Origin of the sequence: Spirillospora sp. NPDC048823 (assembly GCF_043198445.1) — a bacterium.
Lineage (GTDB): Bacteria > Actinomycetota > Actinomycetes > Streptosporangiales > Streptosporangiaceae > Spirillospora.
The window spans coordinates 77150-100567 of the sequence record NZ_JBICUT010000005.1 but is presented as its reverse complement, the minus strand read 5'-3'; the positions used below and the strand labels follow the sequence as shown (position 1 = coordinate 100567).

The window sequence follows — 23418 nt, the reverse complement described above, 5'->3', positions numbered from 1 at the left end:
AAGAAAAGAGAGCCTTCCTTCGAGGTAAGGAGACCCCCGCGTGTCGTTCTCTCACTTTCATCCGGCCGAGGAGCTCAAGCCCGACGACGTGTGCGCGTTCCTTTTCGCCGGCACCGGCTCGGCGGGGGCACCCGACCTGTCCGCGCTCGCCCGCACCGGGCGCGCCGCCGCCCGCGCCGTCGCCGACGTGCTGGACGCCGTCCAGGAGGGCCTGCCGCGCACCGGGTGGCCGTCCCTGCGCTCGATCCTGCTGGAGGACCCCGGCGCCTACCGCGCGGCGGCCCGCGCGCCCGGCGTCGCCCAGCTCACCGGATACGCCGCCTCCGTCGCCGTCGACCGGGTCCTGCGCACCGCCGGGGTGCACCCCGGCCATGTGGTCGGGCAGAGCTTCGGGGAGATCGCCGCGCTGGTCAGCGCGGGCGCGTTCGCGATCGCCGACGGAGCCCGCATGGCCGTCAGCCTCGTCGGGGTGCTGACGCGGCGCGGCCGCGGCGGCGGCCTGGCCCTGCTGGAGGCCGGTGAGGACGGCGCCCGCGCCTGCATCGAGGCCGCCGCCGCCCCGCAGGTCGTGGTGGCGTGCCTGAACGCGCCGTCGGTGACGGTCGTGTCCGGCCCGGACGGGCCCCTGGAGCGGGTCCTGGACGCGGCACGCGTCCGGGGGGTGCGGACCGTCCGGCTCGCCGTCCCCTACCTGTCGCACCATCCGGCGATGGCCGGAGCCGACGACGAGTGGTACACGATGATCCGCCGGTTCCCGCAGCGGCCGCTGGAGCTGCCGGTGCACTCGCCCGTGCGGGGCCGCGCCTACCGCGACGGCGACGACCTGCACCGCGCGCTGGCCGACTGCATCGTCAAGCCGGTGCGGCTTCCGCAGACGCTGCGCGCGGTCCACGAAGCGGGCGCGACGGTGTTCACCGAGGCCGGCGCCGGGAACGCGCTGGCCCAGTGCGCCCGGCTGACGCTGCCGGGCGCGCGCACCCTGACGCCCCTGCACGACCGCCCGGCCGGGCCGCGTCCCGGCACGCACGCCCCCGCCGCCCGTCCCCGAGCCTGACGGAGGAACCGCGATGGACACCTTCACCGGCGCCGTTCCCGACGCGGGCCTGCTCGGCTTCGTGCGGGGCACGTCCCTGGACGCCAAGACGCGGGCGCGGCTGGCCGAGGCCGTCCCCGACGAGTTCTTCGCCTACCCCGGCGGCCTCACCGCCCGCGACCACCAGGAACTCACCTACGAGCGGCTGCGGCGGGCGGGACTGGCCGCGCCTCCCGCGACCGACCTGCTGGACGACCCGCCGGCGCTGTGCGCGCTGCTGGAACGCGCCGCGATCGCCGACCCCGCCCTGTTCCACGTGATGCTGCTGCACTACACCCTGGCGCTCGGCCCGATCCTGCGGTTCGGCGCCGGGCAGGACGGCCCCCGGCGGGCGCGCGAGGACCTGGAGTCGATGACCTCGTTCGGGACGCTGCTGATGACCGAGGTGGGGCGCAGCAACAGCCACCTGTCGCCGCGCACCCTCGCCCGCCACGACCCGTCCACCGGCGGGTTCGTGCTGAGCACACCGGACGCGCAGGCCGCCAAGTTCCCCACCAATACCGCCCACCCCCGTGTCCCCAAGACCGCCGCCGTCTACGCCACCCTCGTCCACGGCGGCCGGGAGCAGGGCGTGTTCGTGTTCGTGGTGCCGCTGCGCGGCGCCGGCGGCGCCGTCCCGCCCGGCGTCCGGATCGTCGCGGCGCCCGAGACGACGGGCCTTCAGGTCGACTACGCGGCCGTGCTGCTGGACGATCTGGCGGTGCCCTACGAGTCGTGGCTGCGCGACGGCGCCCGCATCGACGCCGGCGGGGCCTTCCACGACCCGGCCGGGTCCCCGGCGGCGCGGCTGACGCGGTCGATGGGGATCGCCCCGGCGGTGTGGCGCGCCGTCATCTCCGCGTCGGCGGCGATCACGCGGGCGTCGGCGGGGACGCTGCTGGCGCACTCGGCGGGACGCGCCACGCTCGGCCGGCTGGCGCCGCGCCGCCCGCTGACCGACTACCGCAACCAGCAGGAGGCGGTGCTGGGCGCGCTCGCGTCCGGCTACGCCCTCACCGCCGTCGCCGCGCACGTCCAGGCGCGCCGCTCCGCCGGGCCCGCCGCCGGGGACGGGGGACCCGGCACCGCGTGGGCGCCATGGTCGGCGGTCGACCGCGACCTGGCGCTGCTGAAGGCCGCCGCGACCGCGCAGGCGCAGGAGACGGTGTCGGCGTGCCGGGTGCACAGCGGCGCGGCCGGGTTCGCCGCCGCCGAGCGCCTCAACGCCTACCGGGGCCTGGCGCACGCCTACACCAGCGCCGGCGGCGACAACGAGCTGATCCTCTACGACACCGCCCGCGCGATGGCCGAACTGGACCGCTACGCCCCGCCCGAGCCGGGGGCCGGGCCGCCCGACGGCGGCGACCTGGAATCCCCGCGGGTGTGGCTGTTCCTGGCCCGCGACGCCGAGCGCCGGATGCGCGACCGGCTCGCCGCGCGGGTGCAGGCCGCCCGCGGTTCGGGCGAGGACGCGTTCACCGCGTGGAACGCCAACCTGGTGCTGGCCGCGCGGACCGCGGCGGCCTGCGCCGACCGGATCGTCCTGGACATCCTCGCCGCCGCCGTCGAGGCGGGGCCGCCCGAGCTGCGCCCCGTGCTGCGCCTGCACGCCCTGAACCGGCTGGAGCACCGCGCCGCCGACCTGCTGAACGAGGGCGTGGCGCCGCCCGGCATGCTCGACGAGGTGTGGGCGTCGCGGCGGGCGGTGTGCGACGAGCTGGCCCCGCGCGCCGGGGAGCTGGCCGCCGCGTTCGGGCTTCCCCCCGCGATCGGCGCGCCCGCCGCGTTCCTCGGCGGCGGGTGAGGGCCGCGGCGCCGCGGAAAACGGCACGCCACGCCGTGATTTTGCCAAGGAGGCGGGGGAACCCGCGCGAGGTGGCTACCGTTCTCGTAAGACAGACGAAACGCGCGCGGGTGAATCGCACCCGCAGAGGCCGATACGGAGGTAGACACAGTGGGAGTCAGTCTGAGCAAGGGCGGCAACGTCTCGCTGACCAAGGAGGCTCCCGGACTGACCGCCGTCGTGGTTGGTCTGGGCTGGGACGTGCGGACCACGACCGGCACCGACTTCGACCTCGACGCCAGCGCCCTGGTGTGCTCGGCGGAGAACAAGGTCCTGTCGGACCAGCACTTCGTGTTCTTCAACAACCTCAAGAGCCCGGACGGGTCGGTCGAGCACACCGGCGACAACCTCACCGGTGAGGGCGAGGGCGACGACGAGCAGATCAAGGTGAGCCTGTCGACCGTCCCGGCCGACGTCGCCAAGATCGTGTTCCCGGTGTCGATCTACGACGCCGACGGCCGCCAGCAGAGCTTCGGCCAGGTCCGCAACGCCTTCATCCGGGTGGTGAACCAGGCCGACAACTCCGAGATCGCACGCTACGACCTGTCGGAGGACGCCTCGACCGAGACCGCGATGGTGTTCGGCGAGCTGTACCGCAGCGGCGCGGAGTGGAAGTTCCGCGCGGTGGGCCAGGGGTACGCCTCGGGCCTGTCGGGCATCGCCTCCGACTTCGGCGTCAACGTCTGAGCGTCCGCGGCAGGGCGGGGCGTCCCGGGCAGGTCCCGGGGCGCCCCGCCGCATGTCCGGGCGCCCCGGGGGCGGATCAGCCGAGGAGCTCCTCGCGCAGCCGGGTCTTGAGGATCTTCCCGCCGGGGTTGCGGGGCAGGCCCTCGTCCCGGAACCAGTAGTGCACCGGGACCTTGAACGCCGCGATCCGCCCGGCCAGGAACTCCGCGATGTCCTGCTCGGTGACGGCGGCGCCGGGACGCGGCACGATCACGGCGCCGACCTCCTCGCCGAGGACCTGGTGGGGGACGCCGATCACGGCGCAGTCGGCCACGGCGGCATGCTCGTAAAGGGCCGCCTCGACCTCGGCGCAGTAGATGTTCTCCCCCCCGCGGATGAGCATGTCCTTGGCGCGGTCGACGATGTAGACGAACCCGTCGTCGTCCAGGCGGGCCAGGTCGCCGCTGTGGAACCAGCCGCCGGTGAACGACTGCGCGGTCGCCTCGGGCTTGTTCCAGTAGCCCTTGATGACGTTGGGGCCCTTGATGAGCAGCTCGCCGACCTCCCCGGCCGGCAGCTCCTCCCCGGCCGGATCGACGACCTTGACGTCGCAGACCGCGACGGGCGGGCCGACGCTCTCGGGCCGCTCCAGGTAGTTGACGCCGCCGTTGTAGGTGGTGACCGACGACGTCTCGGTCAGGCCGTAGCCGTTGCCGGGGATCCGCTCGGGCAGCCGCTCCTTGATCTTGTCGACGAGGGCGGGCGCGGCGGGCGCGCCGCCGTAGCTGACGCCGGTCAGGCTGGAGGTGTCGTACTCGCCGAAGTCGGGGGAGGTCAGCACCTGCCACGCCATGGTGGGGACGCCGCCGAACCCGGTGACGCGTTCCCGCTCGATCAGCTCCAGCGCGGTCCGCACGTCCCACTTGTACATCATCACGACGGTGCCGCCCTGCAGGGCGCTGGTGACCAGGACCGAGTGGCAGCCGGTGGCGTGGAAGAACGGGACGCTCAGCAGCGTCACCCGCGGCTGCGGCGCCGTCAGCTCCTCGACCGTCCGGCCGGCGCGGACCCCGGCGGACATGATCCCGTAGGCGAGGCTGACGGGGTTGGTGGCGATGTTGCGGTGGGTGCCGAGCGCCCCCTTGGGGCGGCCGGTGGTGCCGGAGGTGTAGAAGATGGTGGCCTCGTCGTCGGGGTCGAGCGGCACGTCCGGCAGGGACGCGGCGGCGGGGTCGCCGGCGTCGCCGAGCACGTCCTCGAACGGCTCGCAGCCGCCGGGGACGGCGCCGCCGCCGCGGGCGACCAGGCAGGCGACGCCGAGCCCCGGCAGGACGCCGGCGAGGCGGCCGGCGCGTTCGGCGTCGGCGATGAGGACCTTCGCGCCGCTGTCGGCCAGGCCGTACTCCAGTTCGGCGGCGGTCCACCACGCGTTCAGCGGCACCACGACCGCGCCCGCGGCGGCGGCGCCGAAGAACGCCACCGACCACTCGGGGTAGTTGCGCATCGCGATCGCGACCCGGTCGCCCTTGGCGACGCCGTAGCCGTCGATGAGGCGGCGCGCGAACGCGGCGGCCCGCGCGTAGTGGTCGGCGAAGCTCAGCCGGTCGTCCTCGTACACCAGGTACGGGGCGTCGCCGTGGGCGCGGGAGATCTCCAGGATCTCGCGGAGGGTGGGCGGGGCGTTCTTCCAGACGCGGGTCCGCACGCCGCGGACATCGGCCTCGTCCATCTCGAACAACTGCCCGGGCGCCGTCATCGCCGCCCTGACCTCGGCGATGGCCGGCAATTGCTGGTCGTGCACGTCGCGCCTCCCGCGGGATGACGGCGCACCGCCGCACGACCCGATCGCCGAACATGATTCGGTGCGCCGTGCCCGAAATCTATGATCCGCATCACGCGCAGGTCAACGCCCCTGCCGCGGCGGGCGCGTCCGGTCCGGCGGCCCGGGCGAAGATCCCCGCCTGCACGGATCCTGCGACAATGGGGGCATGAACGAGCGCGGGCCGATCGAATACTGGCTGTCGGACATGGACGGGGTCCTGGTGCACGAGGGCCGCCCCGTCCCCGGCGCCGAGGAGTTCATCCGGCGGCTGTCGGCGTCCGGCAAGCCCTTCCTGGTCCTGACCAACAACTCGATCTACACCCGCCGGGACCTGTCGGCGCGCCTGGCCGCGGCGGGCCTGCGGGTGCCGCCCGAGTCGATCTGGACGTCGGCGCTGGCGACCGCGCGGTTCCTGGCCGACCAGCGGCCCGCCGGGTCGGCGTACGTGATCGGGGAGGCGGGACTGACGACGGCGCTGCACGAGTCGGACTTCGTGCTGACCGACATCGACCCCGACTACGTGGTGCTGGGCGAGACACGCACCTACAGCTTCTCCCAGATCACCCGCGCGATCCGGCTGATCGAGGGCGGCGCGCGGTTCGTGGCGACCAACCCCGACCCGGTCGGCCCGTCCCCGGAGGGGTCGCTGCCCGCGTGCGGCGCGGTCGCCGCCATGATCACCCGCGCGACGGGCGTGGAGCCCTACTTCGTCGGCAAGCCGAACCCGCTGATGATGCGGACGGCGCTGAACCGCGTCGGCGGGCACAGCGAGTCCACCGCGATGATCGGCGACCGCATGGACACCGACATCGTCGCCGGCGTCGAGGCCGGTCTGGAGACGATCCTGGTCCTGACCGGCGTGACCCGCGAGGACGAAATCGCCCGGTTCCCGTTCCGCCCCAACCGCGTCGTGCCCTCGATCGCCGACCTCCTCGACCTGGTCTGACCCGGCCCCGGGCCCGCGGGTCAGCCGAGGGCGCCCAGGGCGGTCATCAGGCCCAGGGCGTCGGAGACGACCCAGTACTCGGCGAACCGGCCGTCCCGCGCGCGGAAGATGTCCTGGCCGCGGAAGGAGACGGGGGTGCCGGGCGCGGCGGTGGCGCCGGGGATTCCGCCGCGGTAGGCGCCGTGGAAGGTCCATGCCGCGGCGACCATCCCGTCGTCCGCCACGCCCTGGACGACGGGTCCGACGTCCAGAGTGGTGCGGACGCCGGTGAAGTACGCGTGGGAGCGGCGGACCTGGTCGACGGCCTCCTCCGGCCCGTGGACCTCCAGGTTCGGCCAGTGGCCGGTGAAGTCCGGGGTGAGGATCCGCGCGGCCACGTCGAAGTCGCCGTTCCACACCTCGAACAGCCAGCGGCGGTACAACTCCTCCAGCGCATCCATCACGTCACGCTGCGTGCCCGCGGCGCCCCGGCGTCAAACGCCCGCGCCGGACCGGCCGGACCGGCACCGCATACACTCGGAGCCGACCATGCGCATGATCAAGCAGGCGGGCTCCCGCGAGCTGGAGATCCGCAAGTCCCGTTTCGTCTGCACCCTCGCCCGCGCCGCCGGCGAGGCCGAGGCGGTGGCGTTCCTGGCCCGGCACCGGCGGGCGCACCGCGACGCCACCCACAACTGCACCGCCTACGTGGTCGGCGAGCACGGCGAGATCACCAAGAGCAGCGACGACGGCGAACCGGCCGGGACGGCGGGCATCCCGATGCTGGAGGTGCTGACGCGGCGCGGCCTGACCGGCACCGTCGCGGTCGTCACCCGCTACTTCGGCGGCGTCAAGCTCGGCGCGGGCGGCCTGGTGCGCGCCTACGCGCAGGCCGTGGCCGACACCGTCGACGCGGTCGGGGTGGTGGAGCTGCGCCCGGTGGTGACGGTCACCGTGGGCGTGGACCACGCGCTGGCGGGCCGGTTCCTGGGCGACCTGCACGGCCGCGGCGTGCAGCCCGGCGACGTCCGCTACGGGGAGGGCGTGGAGGCCGACGTCGCGGTCCCGGTCACCGACCTGGACGACTTCGAGGCGTGGGCGGCGCAGGTCACCGCCGGGCGCGCGTCGCTGCGGCGCGGCGCACCCGGGTACGTCGAGGTTCCGGTCCCCCGCTAGCGGACGCCCCCGGTCCGGGCGATCAGGGGGTGCGGGCGCGGAGGCGGCGGAGCATGCGGGCGTCGGTGAAGCCGACGGCGCGGGCGGCGGCGTCGGCGGTGGCGCCCTGCCCGAGGAGGTGCTCGGCGCGTTCCAGCCGGAGCTCCTGCTGGTACCGCAGCGGGGTGAGGCCGGTCGCGGCGGTGAACCGGCGCGTGAGGGTGCGTTCGCTGACGCCGGCCTCGGCGGCCAGGGCCGCCAGCGGCAGGGGCCGGGTGTAGCCGGCGTCGATGAGGTCCTGGGCGCGGTGCACGGCGTCACTGAGGTGGCCGCGGTGGCGGAGCATGATCCCGGCCTGGGGTTCGTCGCCGTTGCGGCGCGTGTACACGACCATGGCGCGGGCGGTGCGGGCTGCGGCGCCGGGGCCGTGCCGGGAGGCGAGCAGGTGCAGGGCCAGGTCGATGCCGCTGGCGATGCCGGCGGAGGTGACGACGCGGCCGTCGGTGACGTACAGGACGTCGCGGACGACGGCGGCGCGGGGGTGGCGGCGGGCCAGGGCGTCCTGCAGCTCGTGGTGGGTGGTGCAGCGGCGGCCGTCCAGGAGCCCGGCGTGGGCGAGGGCGAACGCGCCGGCGCAGACGCTGGCGACCAGCCCGCCGGCGGCGTGGTGGGCGGCCAGCCGGCGGGCGGCGCCGCGCGAGACGGGCGGGGCGTGCGGGCCGCCGCGGCCCCACCGCCATCCGGGGACCATGACGATGTCGGCGGCGGTCAGGTGCGGCCAGGCGGAGGAGGCCAGCAGGGGCAGCCCCTGGGCGGCGGCGACGCTCACCGTCCCGGCGTCCCCGGCCCCCGGTGGTCCGGTCGTCCCCGTGTGCTCGCCTGCGCCGGTGTCCGGCTCGGCGCCGGGCCGGTCGGCGACGTAGGACAGCCGGTAGGGCAGGCCGCCGTCGGCGGCGGTCGAGAACACCTGGGCCGGGCCGGCGAGGTCGAGCAGGTGCACTCCGGGGACGAGAAGGAAGGCGATCCGGGTCACGATCCGGTCAGTTTACAGCGCCGGCGGGGCCGGGAACGGGGGCGAGGTCGTCGAGCGCGGCGATGTCGGCGAACCGCCCGGCCAGGGCGTACTCGGTGCGGGCGATGATCTGGTCGGGGTGCAGGGTGGCGGGGTCGGCCAGGACGTCGGCCAGGGGCCGTCCGGGCGGGGCGTCGCGGTGGGGGATGGGGAAGGTGGCGGTGGCGTCGGTGACGAAGGTGACGCGGTAGCCGAGGTCGGCGGCCAGGCGGGCGGTGGTCTCGCAGCACTGCTCGGTCTGGATGCCGCAGACGACCAGTTCGCGGATGCCGCGTCCGGTGAGCATCTGCTGCAGCGCGGTGGTGGTGAAGGCGTTGCGGGAGGTCTTGGTCAGGACGGGCTCGCCGGCGGCCGGGGCGAGGCCGTCCATGAGGCGGACGTGGCCGAGTTCGGGGTCGAACACGCCGCCGGTGCCGGGCTCGGCGTGCAGGACCCACACGACCAGGTCGCCGGCGGCGCGGGCGGCGCCGGCGAGCCGGGCGGCGCGGGCGTCGATGTCGGGGGCCGACACCGCCCGCCAGTTCGGGCGGCGGCGGAAGGACTCCTGGACGTCGATGACCAGCAGGGCCCGGTCGCTGTCGGTGTCGTGGTTCATGCCCGTGATGCTGCCCGGCCGGCGCGGCGCCCGGTAGGCATCATCGCGGCGCGATGCGGAACGATCCGGTCACCGGACCCCACCCGGCGGAAAGGATCTTGGGCGAGGGGAGGGAGGGGCCGTCCTGTACGGGCATCCCCGGGTAGACGGGCCCCCGGGGTGTGGCGGGTCCGCACGTCCGCGGGGACCGGCGCGGGGATCAGGGGGGATGCGGCATGGGCGGGCACGACGCGGACGCCGGAGCGGGCGGGGGCGCCGGGGAACCGGGGGTGACCCTCGGGGTCGAGGAGGAGTTCCTGCTGGTCGACGCGCAGTCGGGGGTGTGCGTCCCGCACGCGGAACGGGTCCTGGCGGAGGCGGAGCCGCACCCGTGGCGCGCCGCGGGCGCCGCGTTCCACGCCGAGCTGCTCACCTCGCAGGTGGAGGCGGCGACCGGGGTGTGCCGGGACCTCGCGGGCCTGCGGGCGCAGCTGCGCGGCAGCCGGGCGCGGCTCGCCGGTGCCGCGCGGGCCGCCGGCGCGCGGCTGGTGTCGGCGGGCGCGCCCGTGCTGGGCGGACCGCCCCCGCCGCCGGCGGCCGGCGCCCGCTTCGCCGCGATCATGGAGGCGTACGGGGAGGTGGTGGAGGACTACCAGGCGTGCGGCTGCCACGTCCACGTGGGCGTCGCGGACCGGGAGACGGCGGTGGCGGTGGTGAACCATCTGCGGCCGTGGCTGCCGGTGCTGGTGGCGCTGTCGGTGAACTCCCCGTTCGGCCACGGCCGCGCCGGCCGCCACGACAGCCGCCGGATCGTGGAGATGGCGCGGTTCCCGGGTGCGGGGACTCCGCCGTTCTCGGCGTCGGCGGCCGAGTACGACGGGCGCGTCGCGGCGCTGGTGGAGGCGGGCGTCCTGGTGGACGAGGCGATGAGTTTCTGGCTGGCGCGGCCGTCGCCGCGGTGGCCGACGGTGGAGGTGCGCGCGGCGGACGCGGCGGCGACCGCCGACGAGGCGGTGCTGCAGGCGGCGCTGGTGCGGGGCCTGGTCGGCGCGGCGCTGGCGGACCTGGCCGGCGGGCGGGAGGCCGCGCCCGTGGACGGGCAGGTGTGCGCGGCGGCGCTGTGGAACGCGGCCCGCCACGGGATGGCCGGCCCGGCGCTGGACCCGTTCACCCGGCGGGCGGTGCCGGCGTGGCGGCGGGCCGAGGATCTGCTCACCCGCGCCGGCCCGTCCCTGGCCGAGACCGGGGACCTGGCGGCGGTGGTCGCGCTGGTGGAGGGCGTCCGCCGCGCCGGGACGGGCGCGGACCGGCAGCGCCGCGCCGCCCGGCGGGGCGGTCCCCGCGCCGCGGTGGACCTGCTGGCCCGGCAGACCGGGTCCGGCGGGCTCGCGGGCGGCCCCCCGGACGCCGCGGCGGACGGGCCGGGCCGGCCCGCCGGAGCGGCACCGGGGGAGGAATCGGGCGTATGGGACGCGTGTGAGCGGGTACCGCAGCCGGACATCCCCCGCACCACGGAGGAGACATGACCGTTCTGCACCACCCCGGGCACCTCCCGCGCCCCGCGCACCGGCGGCCTCCGCCACCGCCGCGGCGGGCGGGGGACGCGGCGCCGGCACTGCCCGCCCCGCGCGGGCCGCTGTCGCGGGCCGTCGTGCAGGCCCTGGCGGCCGGCCCGCCGCCCGGTGCCGCGCGGAGCCGGGCACCGGCCGCGCACGCGGTGCGGCGGGCCGGGTCGGCCGACCCGTACGGCGAGGATCTGCAGCTGGCGCTGCACACCTGTTTCGAGCTGCACTACCGCGGGTTCACCGGGGTCGACCCGGACTGGGAGTGGGATCCGGGGCTGCTGCGGCTGCGCGGGACGATGGAGGAGGCCTTCCTGGCGGCGCTGCGCCGGGACACCGCGTCCCACCCCGGCGGGACCGGCGTGCAGGACGCGCTGGAGGAGCTGCTGATCGAGCCGGTGGGCGCACGCGGCGTCACCCACCACCTGCGCGACGACGGGCAGTGGTGGCAGCTGCTGGAGCACGCGGCGCTGCGGTCGGTGTACCACCTGAAGGAGGCCGACCCGCACGCGTGGGTCGTGCCCAGGCTGCGGGGGCGCGCCAAGACGGCGCTGGTCGCCGTGGAGCACGACGAGTTCGGCGGCGGCCGGCCGGAGATGCTCCACCAGGGCCTGTACGCCGATCTGCTGGACGAGCTGGGCCTGGACCCCTCCTACGGCGCGTACGTGGACGCGGCCCCGGCGGTGATGCTGGCGACGGTGAACATGATGTCGCTGTTCGGACTGCGGCGGTCGCTGCGGGGCGCGCTGGTGGGCCATTTCGCCGCCGCGGAGATCACCACGGCGCCGTCGGCGCGGCGGATGGCGCGGGCGCTGGAGCGGCTGGGAGCCGGGCCGCGGGCCGTGCTGTTCTACACCGAGCACATCGAGGCCGACGCCGTCCACGAGCAGGTCCTGCGCCACGACGTGATCGGCGGGCTGCTGGAGGACGAGCCCGGCCTGGCGGGGGACGTGGTGCTGGGGGTGCGGGCGACGGGACTGCTGGAGGACCGCCTGGCCGCGCACCTGCTGGGTTCCTGGCGGCGGCCCCCGCGGTCGTCGCTGCGCCGCCCGCTGCCGGGCTCGCCGGCGGGTTCCGCGGCGGCGGGTGAGGGGGAGCGATGATGCCGCTGCTCAGGCCGCCGGGCGTGTACCGCCCGCAGTCCGACACGCGGCTGCTGGCGGGCGCGCTGCGCGGCGCGCGGATCCCGCCCGGCGCGCGGCTGCTGGAGATCGGCACCGGGACGGGCGCGGTCGCGATGGCCGCCGCCCGCGACGGCTGCGAGGTCGTGGCGGTCGACGTGTCGGCGCAGGCGGTGCTGGCGGCGCGGGTGAACGCGCTGGTGCGGGGCCTGCCGGTGCGGGTGCTGCGCGGCGACCTGTTCGCGCCGGTGGCGGGCGAGGTGTTCGACGTGATCGTCGCCAACCCCCCGTACGTGGCGGGCGGAACCGACCCCGCGGCGGCGCGGGGCCGGGCCCGCGCGTGGGAGGCGGGGCCGGGCGGCCGGGTGCTGCTGGACCGGATCTGCGCGGCGGCGCCGGGGCATCTGACGCCGTCGGGGACGCTGCTGGTGGTGCATTCGGCGCTGAACGGGGTGGCGGAGACACTGCTGTCGCTGCGGCGCGCCGGGATGCGGGCGTCGGTGGTGGCGCGGCGGCGTGAGCCGCTGGGCCCGGTGATGCGGCGCCGCGCCGCCGACCTGCGGGCGCGGGGGCTGCTGCGCCCCGGGCAGCAGTACGAGGACCTCGTGGTGGTGCGCGCCGACCGCGTCGAGGGCGGTGCGCGGCACGGGGGCCTGGCCGGACCCGGCGGGCACGCGGGACCGCAGGGACGTGGGGGCCATGGCCGCCGCGCGGCGTGAGTGCGACGCCGCCGCGCGGCGTGAAGGCGACGCGGTCGCGGGGCCTGAGCGCGGCGTCCCGCCCGGCGGCGGCGAGCGGGACCGGCGGCGGGTGAGGATGGTGCCGGGCGGGCCGGTGCTGGTGGAGGGCCCGGTCGAGGTGGTCCTGCCGGACGGGCGGACGGTGGTGTCGGACCGTTTCCTGGTGGCGCTGTGCGCGTGCCGGCGCAGCCGCGCCTACCCGTTCTGCGACACCAGCCACCGCCGCCGCGTCCGCGCGGGCGCCTCGGACCTGCCGGACACGGCGGACTCGCCGGATGATCCGCCCGGGCCGGACGGGCGACGTCCGTGCACCGGCCACGGCGAAGACCTTGAAGGAAAGCGCGGGGAGGGCCGCTGAGCGCTCCACCCCCCCGCCTCCCGGGGACGCCCCCGGCGGGCCGCAGCTCCATCGCTCGGCTTTGCGGCCCGCGAGGCGGCGGTTCAGCCGCCGAGGCTTTCGAGGGCGACGTCCAGGCGCTGGGCGAGGGTTTCGATCTGCTCCTCGTTGGCGCCGGTGTCCAGTTCGGCGATCACCGCGTCCCGGGTGGTGATCACCAGCGCATCCTCGGGTCCCCCGCCGCGGGACGGGTCGGCCGGGACGACGGTGGCCTCACCGGCGACGACGACGAGCGCGGCGTCGCGGTCGGCGGAGGCCAGCAGGGCGTGCAGGTGGTCGGGAGTGATCGTCGGCATGGTGACCTCCGTGTTCTGGGCAGGTGTTCTGGGCAGGTGTCGCGGGCGGGTGCGGGTGAGTGTCCCGGTGTGCCGCGGTTCAGGGTTTGCGGCCGATGCCGGTGGCGAACTCGCGGGCGCGCACCGGACCGCCGGTCTCGGGCGACAGCGGCGGGGTGTCGCGCCCGGCCCCGGCCCGAAGTCCTTCCAGGAACTCCTCGATGGCCTCGCGGGCGGTGCGCCGGGGCGTCCAGCCCAGCTCGTCGCGTGCCCGCGACACGTCCATGATCGGGACCTCCAGGGCCAGGTCGAACAGGCCGGGGGATGCGGGCACCAGGTGCAGCGTCCACGCGGCGGCCAGCGCGGCCCGCACGCCCCGCGCCGGGAGCCGGACGGTGCGGGCGCCGAGGATCCCGGCGAGTTCGGCGGCGTCCAGGACGGGGTCGGCGGCGATGTTGAACGCGCCGCGGGCGCCGCCGGTGGCGGCCAGCCGGAACGCCTCACCGGCGTCGGCCGAATGCAGGGCCTGCAGCCGCAGCCCGGGCAGGTCCGGGACGGCGGGGATCAGGCCGGGGCGGGCGAGGCGGCCGGGCAGCAGCGGCCCGGCGAACAGCCGCCGCTGTTGGGACGCGCTCTGCCGCTCGAAGATGAACCCCGGCCGGATCCGCACGACGCGGCACCCGGGGTTGCGGGCCTCGAACACGTCCAGGAGCCGTTCGACGTAGGCCTTCTCGCGGCTGTAGGCGGCGCCGGGCCAGCCGTGCGTGGGCCAGGACTCGTCGACCGCCCGGTCCTTGGGGCCGGGGGAGTAGGCGCCGACCGACGAGGAGTACACCAGGTTGCGCACACCGGCCTCGGCGGCGGCGGCGAACACGCGGGAACTGCCGACCACGTTGGCGTCCCATGTCACCGCCGGGCGGTGGGTGGGCTGGAACAGCCAGGCCAGGTGCACCACGGCGTCGGCGCCGCGCATCAGCGGGACCAGGTCGCTGTCGGTGACGTCGGCCTCGGCCCACTCGACCTTCCCGGCGGCGGCGCCGGCCCCGGCCGGATCGGCGCCGCCGGGTTCACGGCGGGCCAGGCCGGTGACGGCGGTGACGCCCGGGTCCGCGGCGAGCGCACGGACGGTTCTGGTTCCGATGTTGCCGGTGGCGCCGGTGACGACGACGCGCATGGCGGCCTCCCCCTGGTCGCCCGCCCCCACGGGGCCGTTCCCGCAGGTGGACGGGACCGCCCCATTCCCGCCCCGGGCCGATCTATGCGCCCCCGGCCCCGGGCCGCGGCGGGACCGGTCAGGCGGGACGCGGGTCGCCGGGCCGGCAGCGCAGGCACGGCCGGTACCCGGCGGCCTCCGCGGCGGCCAGGTCACCGAACCCGCGCCGGTGCCGCGGCGTGATCCGCCGCGCGTCACCGCAGGTGGGGTAGCACACGATCCCCGTGGTGTCGCTGCCGACCAGCCGCACGCCGCGCCGCGCCAGCGCGGTGACCTCGTCGACGTCGACGTCCTCGGCGCGCAGCAGCCGCTCCTTGGCGCCGGCGCCGAACACGTAGTCGCCGAGCGTCCCGTCCGAGCGGGTGACGCGGTGGCAGGGGATCAGCAGCGGAACGGGGTTGCGGCCCAGCGCCGACCCGACCGCGCGGACCGCCTTCGGACGCCCCGCCGCCCGCGCCACCCACGCGTACGGCCGGACCTGCCCCCGCGGGATCTGCGCGGCGGCGCGCAGCACGGCGGCCTCGAACTCGCTGAGGCCCCGCAGGTCCAGCCGCAGGCCGCCCAGCCGCCCGGTCCGCAGCGCGGGCACCAGCCCGGCGGGCGGGCCGGCGGCGGGCAGCAGCGGCCGCCCGAACCGGGCACGGAACGCGGCGGCGAACTCCCGCTCGTCCATGCCGGCGCGCAGGTAGGCGACGCCGTGGTCGGTGAAGGCGACCTGCAGGCCGGTGCTCAGCCCGGACGCGGGGCCGGGCAGCGGCCCGGGGACGTGGACGCGGCGCGCCGCGATGCGGTCCAGCAGGCCGGGGGGCGCGTCTGCGGCCAGCCCCGCCAGATCCGCCGCCAGATCCCCGGTCGTCTCGGCGGCCTGCGGGCGGGGTGCCTCGCCGGCGGGGTCGTTGCGAATCATCTGATGCCCCCTCGCTCCTGCTGCCGATCATGTCCTCCCGGGCCGGGGGGCCCCGCGCCGCGCAGGTCGCGCAGGCGGGCCAGGCCCCGGGAGACGTGCGATTTGACGGTGCCCACGGGCATGCCGAGGACGGCGGCGATCTCGGCGACGGGCAGGCCGGTGACGTGCCGCAGCACGACCGCGGCGCGCTGGTCGCCCGGCAGCCGCGCCAGCAGCGCCGCCAGCTCACGCCCGGTCTCGCGGCGCGCCGCGGTGTCCTCCACGCCCTCGCCGGGGTCGGGCGGGTCGGGAACGTCCTCGATCGGGCCGGGCGGCGGGCGCCGCGCCGCCGACCGCACGCTGTTGCGCCACACGTTGGTCAGGATCGTCAGCAGCCACGCCCGCGGCCGCAGTTCCGCGATCCGCTCCGGCCCGTAACCGCACAGCGCCCGGTAGGCGCGCAGGAACGCCTCCGCGGACAGGTCCTCGGCCTCGGCCCACCGCCCGCACAGCCGCAGCGCGGTGGAGAACACCGCGCTGCGGTACGCCTCGTACAGGACCGCGAACCCGTCGTCCAGGTCACGCGACAGCGCCGCGACGACCCGCGCGCCCGCCGCGTCGCTCGCGCCCGCGCCTGCGGGAGGGATGAGAGCTTCGTCCGTTGCCGTCACATCCGTTCAACACCACCGCGCCCCGCCGGGTTGCACCCGGGCCGGGACGGCCGTGTCAGCCGAGCCATCCGGGACGGATCATGCCCGTCTCGTAGGCCAGCACCACAAGCTGCGCCCTGTCCCGCGCCCCCAGCTTGGACAGGATGCGGCTCACATGGGTCTTGGCGGTCGCGGGCGACAGCACCAGCCGCCCGGCGATCTCCTCGTTCGACAGCCCGGCCGCCACCAGCTCCAGCACCTCGCGCTCCCGGTCGGTGAGGGAGTTCAGCTCCACCGCCGGCGGCGGCGCGGTGATCCGGGACGCGAACTCGGCGATGAGCCGCCGCGTCACGGTCGGCGCCAGCAGCGCGTCACCGCGCGCCACGACCCGCACCCCGTGGATCAGCTCGGGCGGCTCGGTGTCCTTGACCAGGAACCCGCTCGCCCCGGCCTTGATCGCGCCGTAGACGTAGTCGTCCAGATCGAACGTCGTCAAGATCACGACCCGGACGGCGTCCAGCCGCGGGTCGGTGATGATGCGGCGGGTGGCCTCCAGCCCGTCCAGGACGGGCATCCGGATGTCCATCAGCACCACGTCGGGCCGCAGCTCCGACGCCCTGCGCACCGCCTGATCCCCGTCCCCGGCCTCGGCGACGATCTCGATGTCGTCCTCGCCTTCCAGGATCGACCGGAACCCCGCCCGCACCAGCGTCTGGTCGTCGGCCAGCATCACCCGGATCACGCGATCTCCTCCATCTGCTCCCGCTCGCCGCCGCGGCCGCCGACCGGCAGCCGCGCCCACACCCGGAACCCGCCCGCCGGGCCCGGTCCCGCCGTCATCCGCCCGCCCACCGAGGCGGCGCGCTCGCGCATGCCCCGCCGCCCGTTCCCGCCCGCGCCCGCCCGCGCCCGGCTCCCCGGTGCCGCCGGAGCCGTCGTCGTCGACCTGCACGATCACCGCTCCGGGCACACGCGACACCGTCACGGTCACCACCGCGGCGCACGCACCGCCGCGCGGGCCGCGCGGGCCGCGCGCACGGCACCGCGCACACGGCTGCTGGGGGGCGACGCTGTCACGGGCCAACCGTAGTTCAGCCGCATCCCCTCCCACACCAGACCCCAAGATCACCGCAGGGAGCCGGCCGCCGCCCCGCCGCACCCCTGACTTTCGTCAGTAACACCGCAGTTCACCGGCTTGTAGCGTGGAGCGCGTGAACGACACGGCGTCCCCCCGCCCCGCCCCCCGCCACCGGCGCGCCGCCGCGGCGGCGGCCCGCGCCCGCGCGGCCGGTGCCGCCGCCACGCGGATCACCAGGCCCCGGACGCTGCGCGAGGCCGTCCGCCGACCGTCCCGGTCCGCTGTGGTCAAGGACGTCCTGCTGTACGGGGCGCTGGCGTTCCCCGTCGCCGTCGACATGATCTCGCCGCTGCAGCCCCTGCTGGCGTCCTGGTGGCTGCTGGCCGGCGGCCTGGCCGTCCTGGCCGCCGCCGTCGCGATGTGCCGCACCTGGCCCACGGCCGCGCTGCTCACCTCCATCTCGCTGATCCTCCTGCACGGCAACTTCGTGTTCGCCATGCCGGTGCTGTCCTACCTGACCGGACGGCGGACCCTCCGAGCCCAGCCGCTGCTGTGGGTGTTCACCACCGTGTTCGTCGCCGGGACGGCCCTGGCCGTCGCCCGCGGCCTGGCCGTCACCGCCTGGTTCCCCTCCACGGTCTGGCTGGTGCTGCTGGGCGTCCTGCCCTGGCTGGTCGGCCGCTACTGGCGCCAGTACCAGGAACTCCTGCACGCCGGATGGGAGCGCGCCGAACGCCTCGAACACGAGCAGCGCATCATCGCCGAACGCGAACGGCTCCGCGAACGCGCCCGCATCGCCCAGGACATGCACGACTCCCTCGGCCACGAGCTCGCCCTCATCGCCGTCCGCGCCGGCGCCCTGCAGGTCGCACCAGGACTGCACGGCCGCCACCGCGACGCCGCCGCGCAGCTGCGCGCCGGCGCGGCCGAAGCCACCGAACACCTCCGCGAGATCATCGGCGTCCTCCACGAGGACACCGCCCCCGGCACCGCCTTCCCCGGCGAGACCGGCCCGCATGAGGGCGGCCCGAGCGAGGGCGGCGGGGACGGGACGGCTCCGGTCCGGCCCTCCCGCGAGAGCATCTCCGAACTCATCGCACGCGCCCGCGCCTCCGGCGTCCCCGTCCGCCTCGCCGACGCGGACGCCGCCGCCGACCTTGCGGACCTGCCGCCCATGGTCGCGCTCGCCGCCCACCGCGTCGTGAAGGAGGCCGTCACCAACGCCGCCAAGCACGCCCCCGGCGCCGCCGTCACCGTGCACCTGACCCGCCACGACCCGCCCGAACCCGGCCCGCCCCCCGAACCGGGCGGAACGGGCGGCGCGGTGACCGTCACGGTCACCAACCGCCCCCCGCCCGGCGGGCCGCCGCTCCTGCCGTCCGGCGGTCACGGCCTGACCGGCCTCACCGAACGGGTCCGTCTCCTCGGCGGCACCCTGCACGCCGGCCCCACCCCCGCGGGCGGCTTCGAGGTCACCGCCGACCTGCCCCCGACCCCGGCCGAACCCCGCACCGGACCCACCGGCCCGCCCGCCGCCGGCACCACCGCGACCGGGCCCGCCACCGGATCCGCGGCCGCCACGGCACTGCGCACCGCCCTCGGCCTCACCGGCCCGCCACCGGGGGAGTGGCCCTCCGAATCGGCCCGCCACCTCGCCAGCGAACGCCGCCAGGTCCGCCGCGGCCTGATCACCGCGATCGCCGTCCCCGCCGCCCTCATGACCGCCCTCGGCGCCGTCATGGCCGGCTACCACATCTACGCCACCCTCAACTCCGTCCTGCCGCCCGCCGACTACGCCGCGCTGCGCCTCGGCACCCCCCAAGCCCGCGCCCAGCACACCCTCCCGCCGATGCAGGCGATGGGCGCCGGAACCGTCCGCGAAACCGTCCCCGAACCCCCGCACGCCGACTGCCGCTACTACCGCCCCGACGCCGACCTGCTCGGCATCTCCCGCATCTACCGGCTCTGCTTCACCGGCGGCCGCCTCACCGACAAGAACGCCTACGACACCAGCCTGCTCAGCGCGCAGCGCCGGCAACGACAGGAGAACCAGTGATCCGGGCACTGCTCGCCGACGACGAGGCCATGATCCGCGCGGGCGTCCGCGCGATCCTGGCCGCCGACCCCGGCATCGACGTCGTCGCCGAAGCCGCCGACGGGCACGAAGCCGTCGAACTCACCCTGCGCCACCGCCCCGACGTCACCCTCCTGGACATCCGCATGCCCCGCCTCGACGGCCTCGCCGCCGCCGCCGAACTGCGCCGCGCCGCCCCCGCCACCGGCGTCATCATGCTCACCACGTTCGGCGAGGACGAGTACATCGCCCGCGCCCTGGCCGGCGGCGCCAGCGGCTTCCTCCTCAAATCCGGCGACCCCCGCGAACTCATCGCCGGCGTCCGCGCCGTCGCCGGCGGCGCCGCCTACCTGTCCCCGAAGGTCGCCCACCGCGTCATCACCGAACTCGGCGGCGGCCGCCTCGCCGGCGGCGCCCGCGCCCGCCACCGCACCGCCCGCCTCACCCCACGCGAACGCGACGTCCTGGCCCTGCTGGGCGCCGGCCTGTCCAACGCCGAGATCGCCGCGCGCCTCCACGTCGTCGAAGGCACCGTCAAGGCCTACGTCAGCGCGATCCTCACCCGCCTGGACGTCCGCAACCGCGTCCAGGCCGCCGTCATCGCCTACGAGGCCGGCCTCGTCGACGCCACCGGCGACACCCCCTGACAACCCGCCGGGGGAGCGGCCCGTTCACCCCGCTAGGACCACCGGCCGCCCCCGCGGGTCACACCACCCATCACGTCCGGCATCGTCACCGACGCCTCATCCACCGGCCGCACAGCCCCGACGGCCACACCGCGGCCACCCGCCGCCACCGGCCGCGCCCCCAGCACCACCGCACCCACAGCCACGCCCCGCAACGACTCCACCAGCGGACGCAGCACCGCCACCAGCACCAGCGCCACCACCGAAGCCACCACCACACCCAGCACGAACCCCGCCGCCACATCATGCGGATAATGCACACCCACGAACACCCGCGAGAACGCCATCAGCGCCGCCAGCGGCAACACCAGCGGCGCCATCGCCCGCCACGCCACCACGATCGCCGCAGCCGACGCCGCCGCGATCGTCGCGTGATTACTCGGAAAAGACCAGTCGCCCGGCGACGGGCACGCCGCGATGTGAACCGCCCCCCGCACCGCCCGGCACGGCCGCTCCTCCTCGATGAACGTCTTGGAAACCTCACTCACCAGATACGCCGCCACCACCGCGAACGGCGCCGCCAGCGCCAGCCCCATCGCCCGCGCGTCCCCCGCCCGGGCCCGCCACCAGCCCGCCACGAACAACACCGCGAACAACAGCAGCCCCGCGTCCGTCCCCACCTCCGCCGCCGTATGCACCCACGACGGCGTGCCCTCCGCGAACCCCGTGATGTCCCGGTACAGATCGGCGCTGAACTCCGGCGCTCCCATGCTCTCCCTCACGATCGACGACGGCCCGACACCCTTGAGACACCGCACGTTCCGCCGAAGTTCACCCTACGGCCACACGCCCGCCACTTCCGGCGCTTCCGGCGATCACACGCCCGGCAACGACCCCACCCGCCGCGAACCGCGCCCCTCCGGCGACGACCCCGCCTCCGCACGACGCCCCCGCCGACGCCGCCGCGCGAACCGGATCCCCTCCACCAACGCCGTCACCGACAACGCCAGCCCGATCCCCACCACAACGCCCTTCAACGGATCATCCTCGAACGCCACCCCGCCGACATAACCCAGCACCGCCCCGTACAACCCCCACGACACCGCCGCCACCGCCGCGAACAACGAGAACGACCGAAGCCGGAACCCCACCGCCCCCATCGTCAGCGTCACCGCCGTCCGCCCACCCGGCACATAACGCGCCACCACCAAGATCAGCCCGCCCCGCTCGGCCATCGTCCGCCGCGCCCACCCGAACGCCGCGAACCGCCGCGTCCCCGGCCGCAGCCCCCGCACCACCCGCCCACCCGACCCGCGCCCCACCAGATACGACACGTGATCCCCGACGAACGCCCCCAGCGCAGCCACGACCACCACCAGCACCAGATCCGGCCGCCCCGACACCGCGTACACCCCCGCCGTGATCACCATGCTCTCGCTCGGCACCACCGGGAAGAACGCGTCCAACGCCGCCACCGCGAACAACGCCAGATAGAACCACGGCGACGTCACCGCCGTATCCACCACACCCATGACCGCGTCCATGTCCATGAACCCGACGCTAGAAAAACACCACCCGCCCCCGAACCACCCGAACGACCACAGCCACCCCCGACCTTCGGCAGAGGTCCCACTACGTCCTGCGAACGAAGTACACCCGCTTCCTCACCACGAAGGACGCCCCGCACCCCCACCCCGCGCAACCCTGGAAACACACACCGACCAGGGGAACCGACCATGCACCACCAGCCCGCCCACGACCGGACCCGCGCCTCCGACCACGACCGCGACACCACCGTCCAACGCCTCGGCGACGCCCTCGCCGACGGAGCCCTCGACCCCGCCGAACACGGCCGCCGCCTCGAACACGCCCTCACCGCCACCACCCACGGCGACCTGCACCGCCTCACCGCCGACCTGCCCCCCTCCCAGACCGCCCGCCACCGCGCCGAAACCGCCCGCCGCACCGCCAAGACCAAAGCCGACAAACGCGCCTGGCGCGACGAATGGAACTACTGGACCGGCGCCGCCGCCATCATGACCGCCATCTGGGCCATCTCCGCACTCCGCAAAGGGGAGTGGACGTCCTACTGGCCCGCCGTCCCGCTCGGCATCTGGGCCGCCATCCTCATCTCCTACGCCATCTGGCCCTCACGCGACGACCACTGACACCGGCCCGGCCCGGCCCGGCCCGGAAACAAGTGGACGGGCGTCCCGGCGTGCGACCACACTGCACCCCTGTGGGACACCTGCACATCTTCGACATGGACGGCACCCTCCTGACCGGCACCACCGCCAACCTGGAAGTCGCCCGGCACCTCGGCACCCTCACCGAACTCCACGACCTCGAGGCCCGCTTCACCGCCGGAACCCTCGACACCCGCGGCTTCTCCCAGGAAATCCACCGCCTCTGGCGCCACCTCACCCCCGCCATCGTCGCCACCGCCTACACCGCCGCCACCTGGCTCACCGGCATCGCCGACGTCTGCGCCGACATCCGCGCCCGCGGCGAACACTCCGCCGTCATCACCATGTCGCCCGACTTCTTCGCCCACCACCTCCTCGGCCTCGGCTTCGACGACGTCATCGCCTCCCGCTTCCCCCCGATGCCCTTCACCGGCACCCTCGACCCCGCCGGAATCCTCACCCCCGACGACAAAGTCCACATCACCGAGGACCTCCGCACCCGCCACGGCCTCACCACCGAACAATGCACCGCCTACGGCGACTCCATGTCCGACGCGCCCCTGTTCCGCCACCTCACCAACACCGTCGCCGTCAACGCCGACCACCACCTCGCCGACATCGCCGCCCTCGACTACCGCGGCACCGACCTCACCGAGGCGTACACCCTCGCCCGCACCCTCCACCCCACCCGACCACCAACGGAATGACCACCACGGCGAACGTGGTCTCCTTCGACCCCGGCGGCACCCCGGCAGACGGACCACGAGGAACACCTCCGCCGGATCGACTCCGACCCGCCCGGCCCGACCAACGACCCGGTGCCAGCACCCTCACCGATCAGAACCCCTCCGCCACGTCGTCAGTCCTGGTTGCACCCCCGCCACCTGCGGAAGGATCGACGACCATGACCGACGCCGGACTGCCAGGCGCGGAAAACGCCGCGTTCATCGCGGCGGCCCGCTCACGTGACACAGCACAGTTCGCGCTCATCACCGAGCGCCACCGGCGTGAGCTGCAGGTGCACTGCTACCGGATGCTCGCCAACTACGAGGACGCCCAGGACATGACGCAGGAGACGTTCCTGCGGGCGTGGAACAAACGGGAGTCGTTCAAAGGCCACGCCGCGCTGCGGACCTGGCTGTACCGGATCGCGACGAACGCCTGCCTCGACTTCCTGGACAAACGCAACGACCGCACACCCCTGCCCGCCGAACTGCCGGACGCGGGCTCAGAAGTGCGCTACCTCCAGCCCTACCCGGACCGGATACTCCCCGAGGACCCCCAGGAATCGGCGGTGGCGCGGGAGACGAGCGAACTCGCGTTCATCGCCGCCGTCCAGCACCTGCCGCCGCGGCAGCGGGCGGTGTTCATCCTCCGCGACGTCCTCGGCTGGCCGGCGTCGAAGGCCGCCGACACCCTCGAACTGACCAGCGCATCGGTGACCAGCGCACTGCAGCGGGCGCGCGTGACCATGCGCGAGC

At 75.6% G+C, this 23418-nt stretch carries 24 protein-coding genes and 2 pseudogenes; 14 read left to right on the top strand and 12 right to left on the bottom strand.

Annotated elements, in window-relative coordinates:
* Positions 1-40: 40 nt before the first annotated feature.
* The 3 genes from ACGFK0_RS13860 (at position 41) to ACGFK0_RS13850 (ending at position 3602) form a co-directional block, all read left to right on the top strand.
* Positions 41-1054 (top strand): ACP S-malonyltransferase, encoded by a 1014-nt coding sequence (locus ACGFK0_RS13860; protein WP_392904310.1) that lies wholly within the window; start codon positions 41-43, stop codon positions 1052-1054.
* A gap of 13 nt (positions 1055-1067) precedes the next feature.
* On the top strand, positions 1068-2876 hold the full coding sequence (locus ACGFK0_RS13855) for an acyl-CoA dehydrogenase (protein ID WP_392904307.1): 1809 nt from the start codon (positions 1068-1070) through the stop codon (positions 2874-2876).
* A gap of 150 nt (positions 2877-3026) precedes the next feature.
* Complete coding sequence (locus ACGFK0_RS13850) at positions 3027-3602, top strand: TerD family protein (protein ID WP_392904304.1); 576 nt, start codon at positions 3027-3029, stop codon at positions 3600-3602.
* A gap of 76 nt (positions 3603-3678) precedes the next feature.
* On the opposite strand, the gene ACGFK0_RS13845 is transcribed toward ACGFK0_RS13850, so the two are convergent.
* On the bottom strand, positions 3679-5382 hold the full coding sequence (locus tag ACGFK0_RS13845; protein ID WP_392904301.1) for a class I adenylate-forming enzyme family protein: 1704 nt from the start codon (positions 5380-5382) through the stop codon (positions 3679-3681).
* Positions 5383-5569: 187 nt separating this feature from the next.
* Here ACGFK0_RS13845 and ACGFK0_RS13840 point away from each other — a divergent pair, with 187 nt between their 5' ends.
* On the top strand, positions 5570-6349 hold the full coding sequence (locus tag ACGFK0_RS13840; protein ID WP_392904299.1) for an HAD-IIA family hydrolase: 780 nt from the start codon (positions 5570-5572) through the stop codon (positions 6347-6349).
* A 20-nt stretch (positions 6350-6369) separates the two neighbouring features.
* Here the strand turns inward: ACGFK0_RS13840 and ACGFK0_RS13835 are convergent, their stop codons facing one another.
* On the bottom strand, positions 6370-6789 hold the full coding sequence (locus tag ACGFK0_RS13835) for an ester cyclase (RefSeq protein WP_392904297.1): 420 nt from the start codon (positions 6787-6789) through the stop codon (positions 6370-6372).
* Between the two features lie 88 nt (positions 6790-6877).
* On the opposite strand from ACGFK0_RS13835, the gene ACGFK0_RS13830 reads away from it, so the two are divergent.
* The gene (locus ACGFK0_RS13830; protein WP_392904294.1) at positions 6878-7504 is read left to right on the top strand and encodes an IMPACT family protein; all 627 of its coding nucleotides are present in this window, start codon (positions 6878-6880) and stop codon (positions 7502-7504) included.
* A gap of 22 nt (positions 7505-7526) precedes the next feature.
* Here ACGFK0_RS13830 and ACGFK0_RS13825 read toward each other — a convergent pair whose 3' ends face one another.
* Complete coding sequence (locus ACGFK0_RS13825) at positions 7527-8516, bottom strand: GlxA family transcriptional regulator (RefSeq protein WP_392904292.1); 990 nt, start codon at positions 8514-8516, stop codon at positions 7527-7529.
* A 7-nt stretch (positions 8517-8523) separates the two neighbouring features.
* A complete protein-coding gene (locus ACGFK0_RS13820) occupies positions 8524-9150 on the bottom strand; it encodes a cysteine hydrolase family protein (RefSeq protein ID WP_392904289.1) in 627 nt (208 codons plus the stop codon).
* Positions 9151-9365: 215 nt separating this feature from the next.
* On the opposite strand from ACGFK0_RS13820, the gene ACGFK0_RS13815 reads away from it, so the two are divergent.
* The 4 genes and pseudogenes from ACGFK0_RS13815 to ACGFK0_RS13800 all read left to right on the top strand — a co-directional run.
* Positions 9366-10655: a glutamate--cysteine ligase gene (locus ACGFK0_RS13815; protein ID WP_392904287.1), complete on the top strand. Its 1290-nt coding sequence runs from the start codon at positions 9366-9368 to the stop codon at positions 10653-10655.
* Positions 10652-11794 (top strand): iron-containing redox enzyme family protein, encoded by a 1143-nt coding sequence (locus ACGFK0_RS13810; protein ID WP_392904285.1) that lies wholly within the window; start codon positions 10652-10654, stop codon positions 11792-11794. The genes ACGFK0_RS13815 and ACGFK0_RS13810 overlap by 4 nt, the downstream gene beginning before the upstream one ends.
* Positions 11791-12531 (top strand): HemK2/MTQ2 family protein methyltransferase, encoded by a 741-nt coding sequence (locus ACGFK0_RS13805; RefSeq protein ID WP_392904283.1) that lies wholly within the window; start codon positions 11791-11793, stop codon positions 12529-12531. The genes ACGFK0_RS13810 and ACGFK0_RS13805 overlap by 4 nt, the downstream gene beginning before the upstream one ends.
* 97 nt (positions 12532-12628) lie before the next feature.
* Positions 12629-12787: pseudogene (locus tag ACGFK0_RS13800) on the top strand (CDGSH iron-sulfur domain-containing protein); the annotation flags it as partial.
* A 206-nt stretch (positions 12788-12993) separates the two neighbouring features.
* On the opposite strand, the gene ACGFK0_RS13795 reads toward ACGFK0_RS13800, so the two are convergent.
* From ACGFK0_RS13795 to ACGFK0_RS13770, 6 genes are all read right to left on the bottom strand, one after another.
* A complete protein-coding gene (locus ACGFK0_RS13795) occupies positions 12994-13245 on the bottom strand; it encodes a hypothetical protein (protein WP_392904281.1) in 252 nt (83 codons plus the stop codon).
* Positions 13246-13324: 79 nt separating this feature from the next.
* Entirely contained in the window at positions 13325-14398 is a 1074-nt protein-coding gene (locus ACGFK0_RS13790; RefSeq protein ID WP_392904279.1) for an NAD-dependent epimerase/dehydratase family protein, read from the bottom strand.
* Positions 14399-14516: 118 nt separating this feature from the next.
* Entirely contained in the window at positions 14517-15344 is an 828-nt protein-coding gene (locus tag ACGFK0_RS13785; RefSeq protein ID WP_392904277.1) for a methylated-DNA--[protein]-cysteine S-methyltransferase, read from the bottom strand.
* Positions 15341-15994 (bottom strand): RNA polymerase sigma factor, encoded by a 654-nt coding sequence (locus ACGFK0_RS13780; RefSeq protein WP_392904275.1) that lies wholly within the window; start codon positions 15992-15994, stop codon positions 15341-15343. Before ACGFK0_RS13780 ends, ACGFK0_RS13785 begins: the two co-directional genes overlap by 4 nt.
* Before the next feature lie 55 nt (positions 15995-16049).
* Positions 16050-16715: a response regulator gene (locus ACGFK0_RS13775; protein WP_392904273.1), complete on the bottom strand. Its 666-nt coding sequence runs from the start codon at positions 16713-16715 to the stop codon at positions 16050-16052.
* On the bottom strand, positions 16712-16846 hold the full coding sequence (locus ACGFK0_RS13770) for a hypothetical protein (protein WP_392904271.1): 135 nt from the start codon (positions 16844-16846) through the stop codon (positions 16712-16714). The genes ACGFK0_RS13775 and ACGFK0_RS13770 overlap by 4 nt, the downstream gene beginning before the upstream one ends.
* 338 nt (positions 16847-17184) lie before the next feature.
* On the opposite strand from ACGFK0_RS13770, the gene ACGFK0_RS13765 reads away from it, so the two are divergent.
* Positions 17185-19107: a sensor histidine kinase gene (locus tag ACGFK0_RS13765; protein ID WP_392904268.1), complete on the top strand. Its 1923-nt coding sequence runs from the start codon at positions 17185-17187 to the stop codon at positions 19105-19107.
* Complete coding sequence (locus tag ACGFK0_RS13760) at positions 19104-19772, top strand: response regulator (protein WP_392904265.1); 669 nt, start codon at positions 19104-19106, stop codon at positions 19770-19772. The genes ACGFK0_RS13765 and ACGFK0_RS13760 overlap by 4 nt, the downstream gene beginning before the upstream one ends.
* 32 nt (positions 19773-19804) lie before the next feature.
* Here ACGFK0_RS13760 and ACGFK0_RS13755 read toward each other — a convergent pair whose 3' ends face one another.
* Positions 19805-20521 (bottom strand): phosphatase PAP2 family protein, encoded by a 717-nt coding sequence (locus ACGFK0_RS13755; protein WP_392904262.1) that lies wholly within the window; start codon positions 20519-20521, stop codon positions 19805-19807.
* A gap of 105 nt (positions 20522-20626) precedes the next feature.
* Positions 20627-21301, bottom strand: coding sequence for a DedA family protein (locus tag ACGFK0_RS13750; RefSeq protein ID WP_392904259.1), 675 nt, complete (start codon positions 21299-21301; stop codon positions 20627-20629).
* A gap of 186 nt (positions 21302-21487) precedes the next feature.
* On the opposite strand from ACGFK0_RS13750, the gene ACGFK0_RS13745 reads away from it, so the two are divergent.
* From ACGFK0_RS13745 to ACGFK0_RS13735, 3 genes and pseudogenes are all read left to right on the top strand, one after another.
* Positions 21488-21919: a DUF1707 domain-containing protein gene (locus ACGFK0_RS13745; protein ID WP_392904257.1), complete on the top strand. Its 432-nt coding sequence runs from the start codon at positions 21488-21490 to the stop codon at positions 21917-21919.
* 71 nt (positions 21920-21990) lie between these two features.
* On the top strand, positions 21991-22644 hold the full coding sequence (locus ACGFK0_RS13740) for an HAD family hydrolase (protein ID WP_392904255.1): 654 nt from the start codon (positions 21991-21993) through the stop codon (positions 22642-22644).
* Positions 22641-23411: pseudogene (locus ACGFK0_RS13735) on the top strand (sigma-70 family RNA polymerase sigma factor); the annotation flags it as partial. The gene ACGFK0_RS13740 and the pseudogene ACGFK0_RS13735, both read left to right, overlap by 4 nt.
* Positions 23412-23418 lie beyond the last annotated feature (7 nt).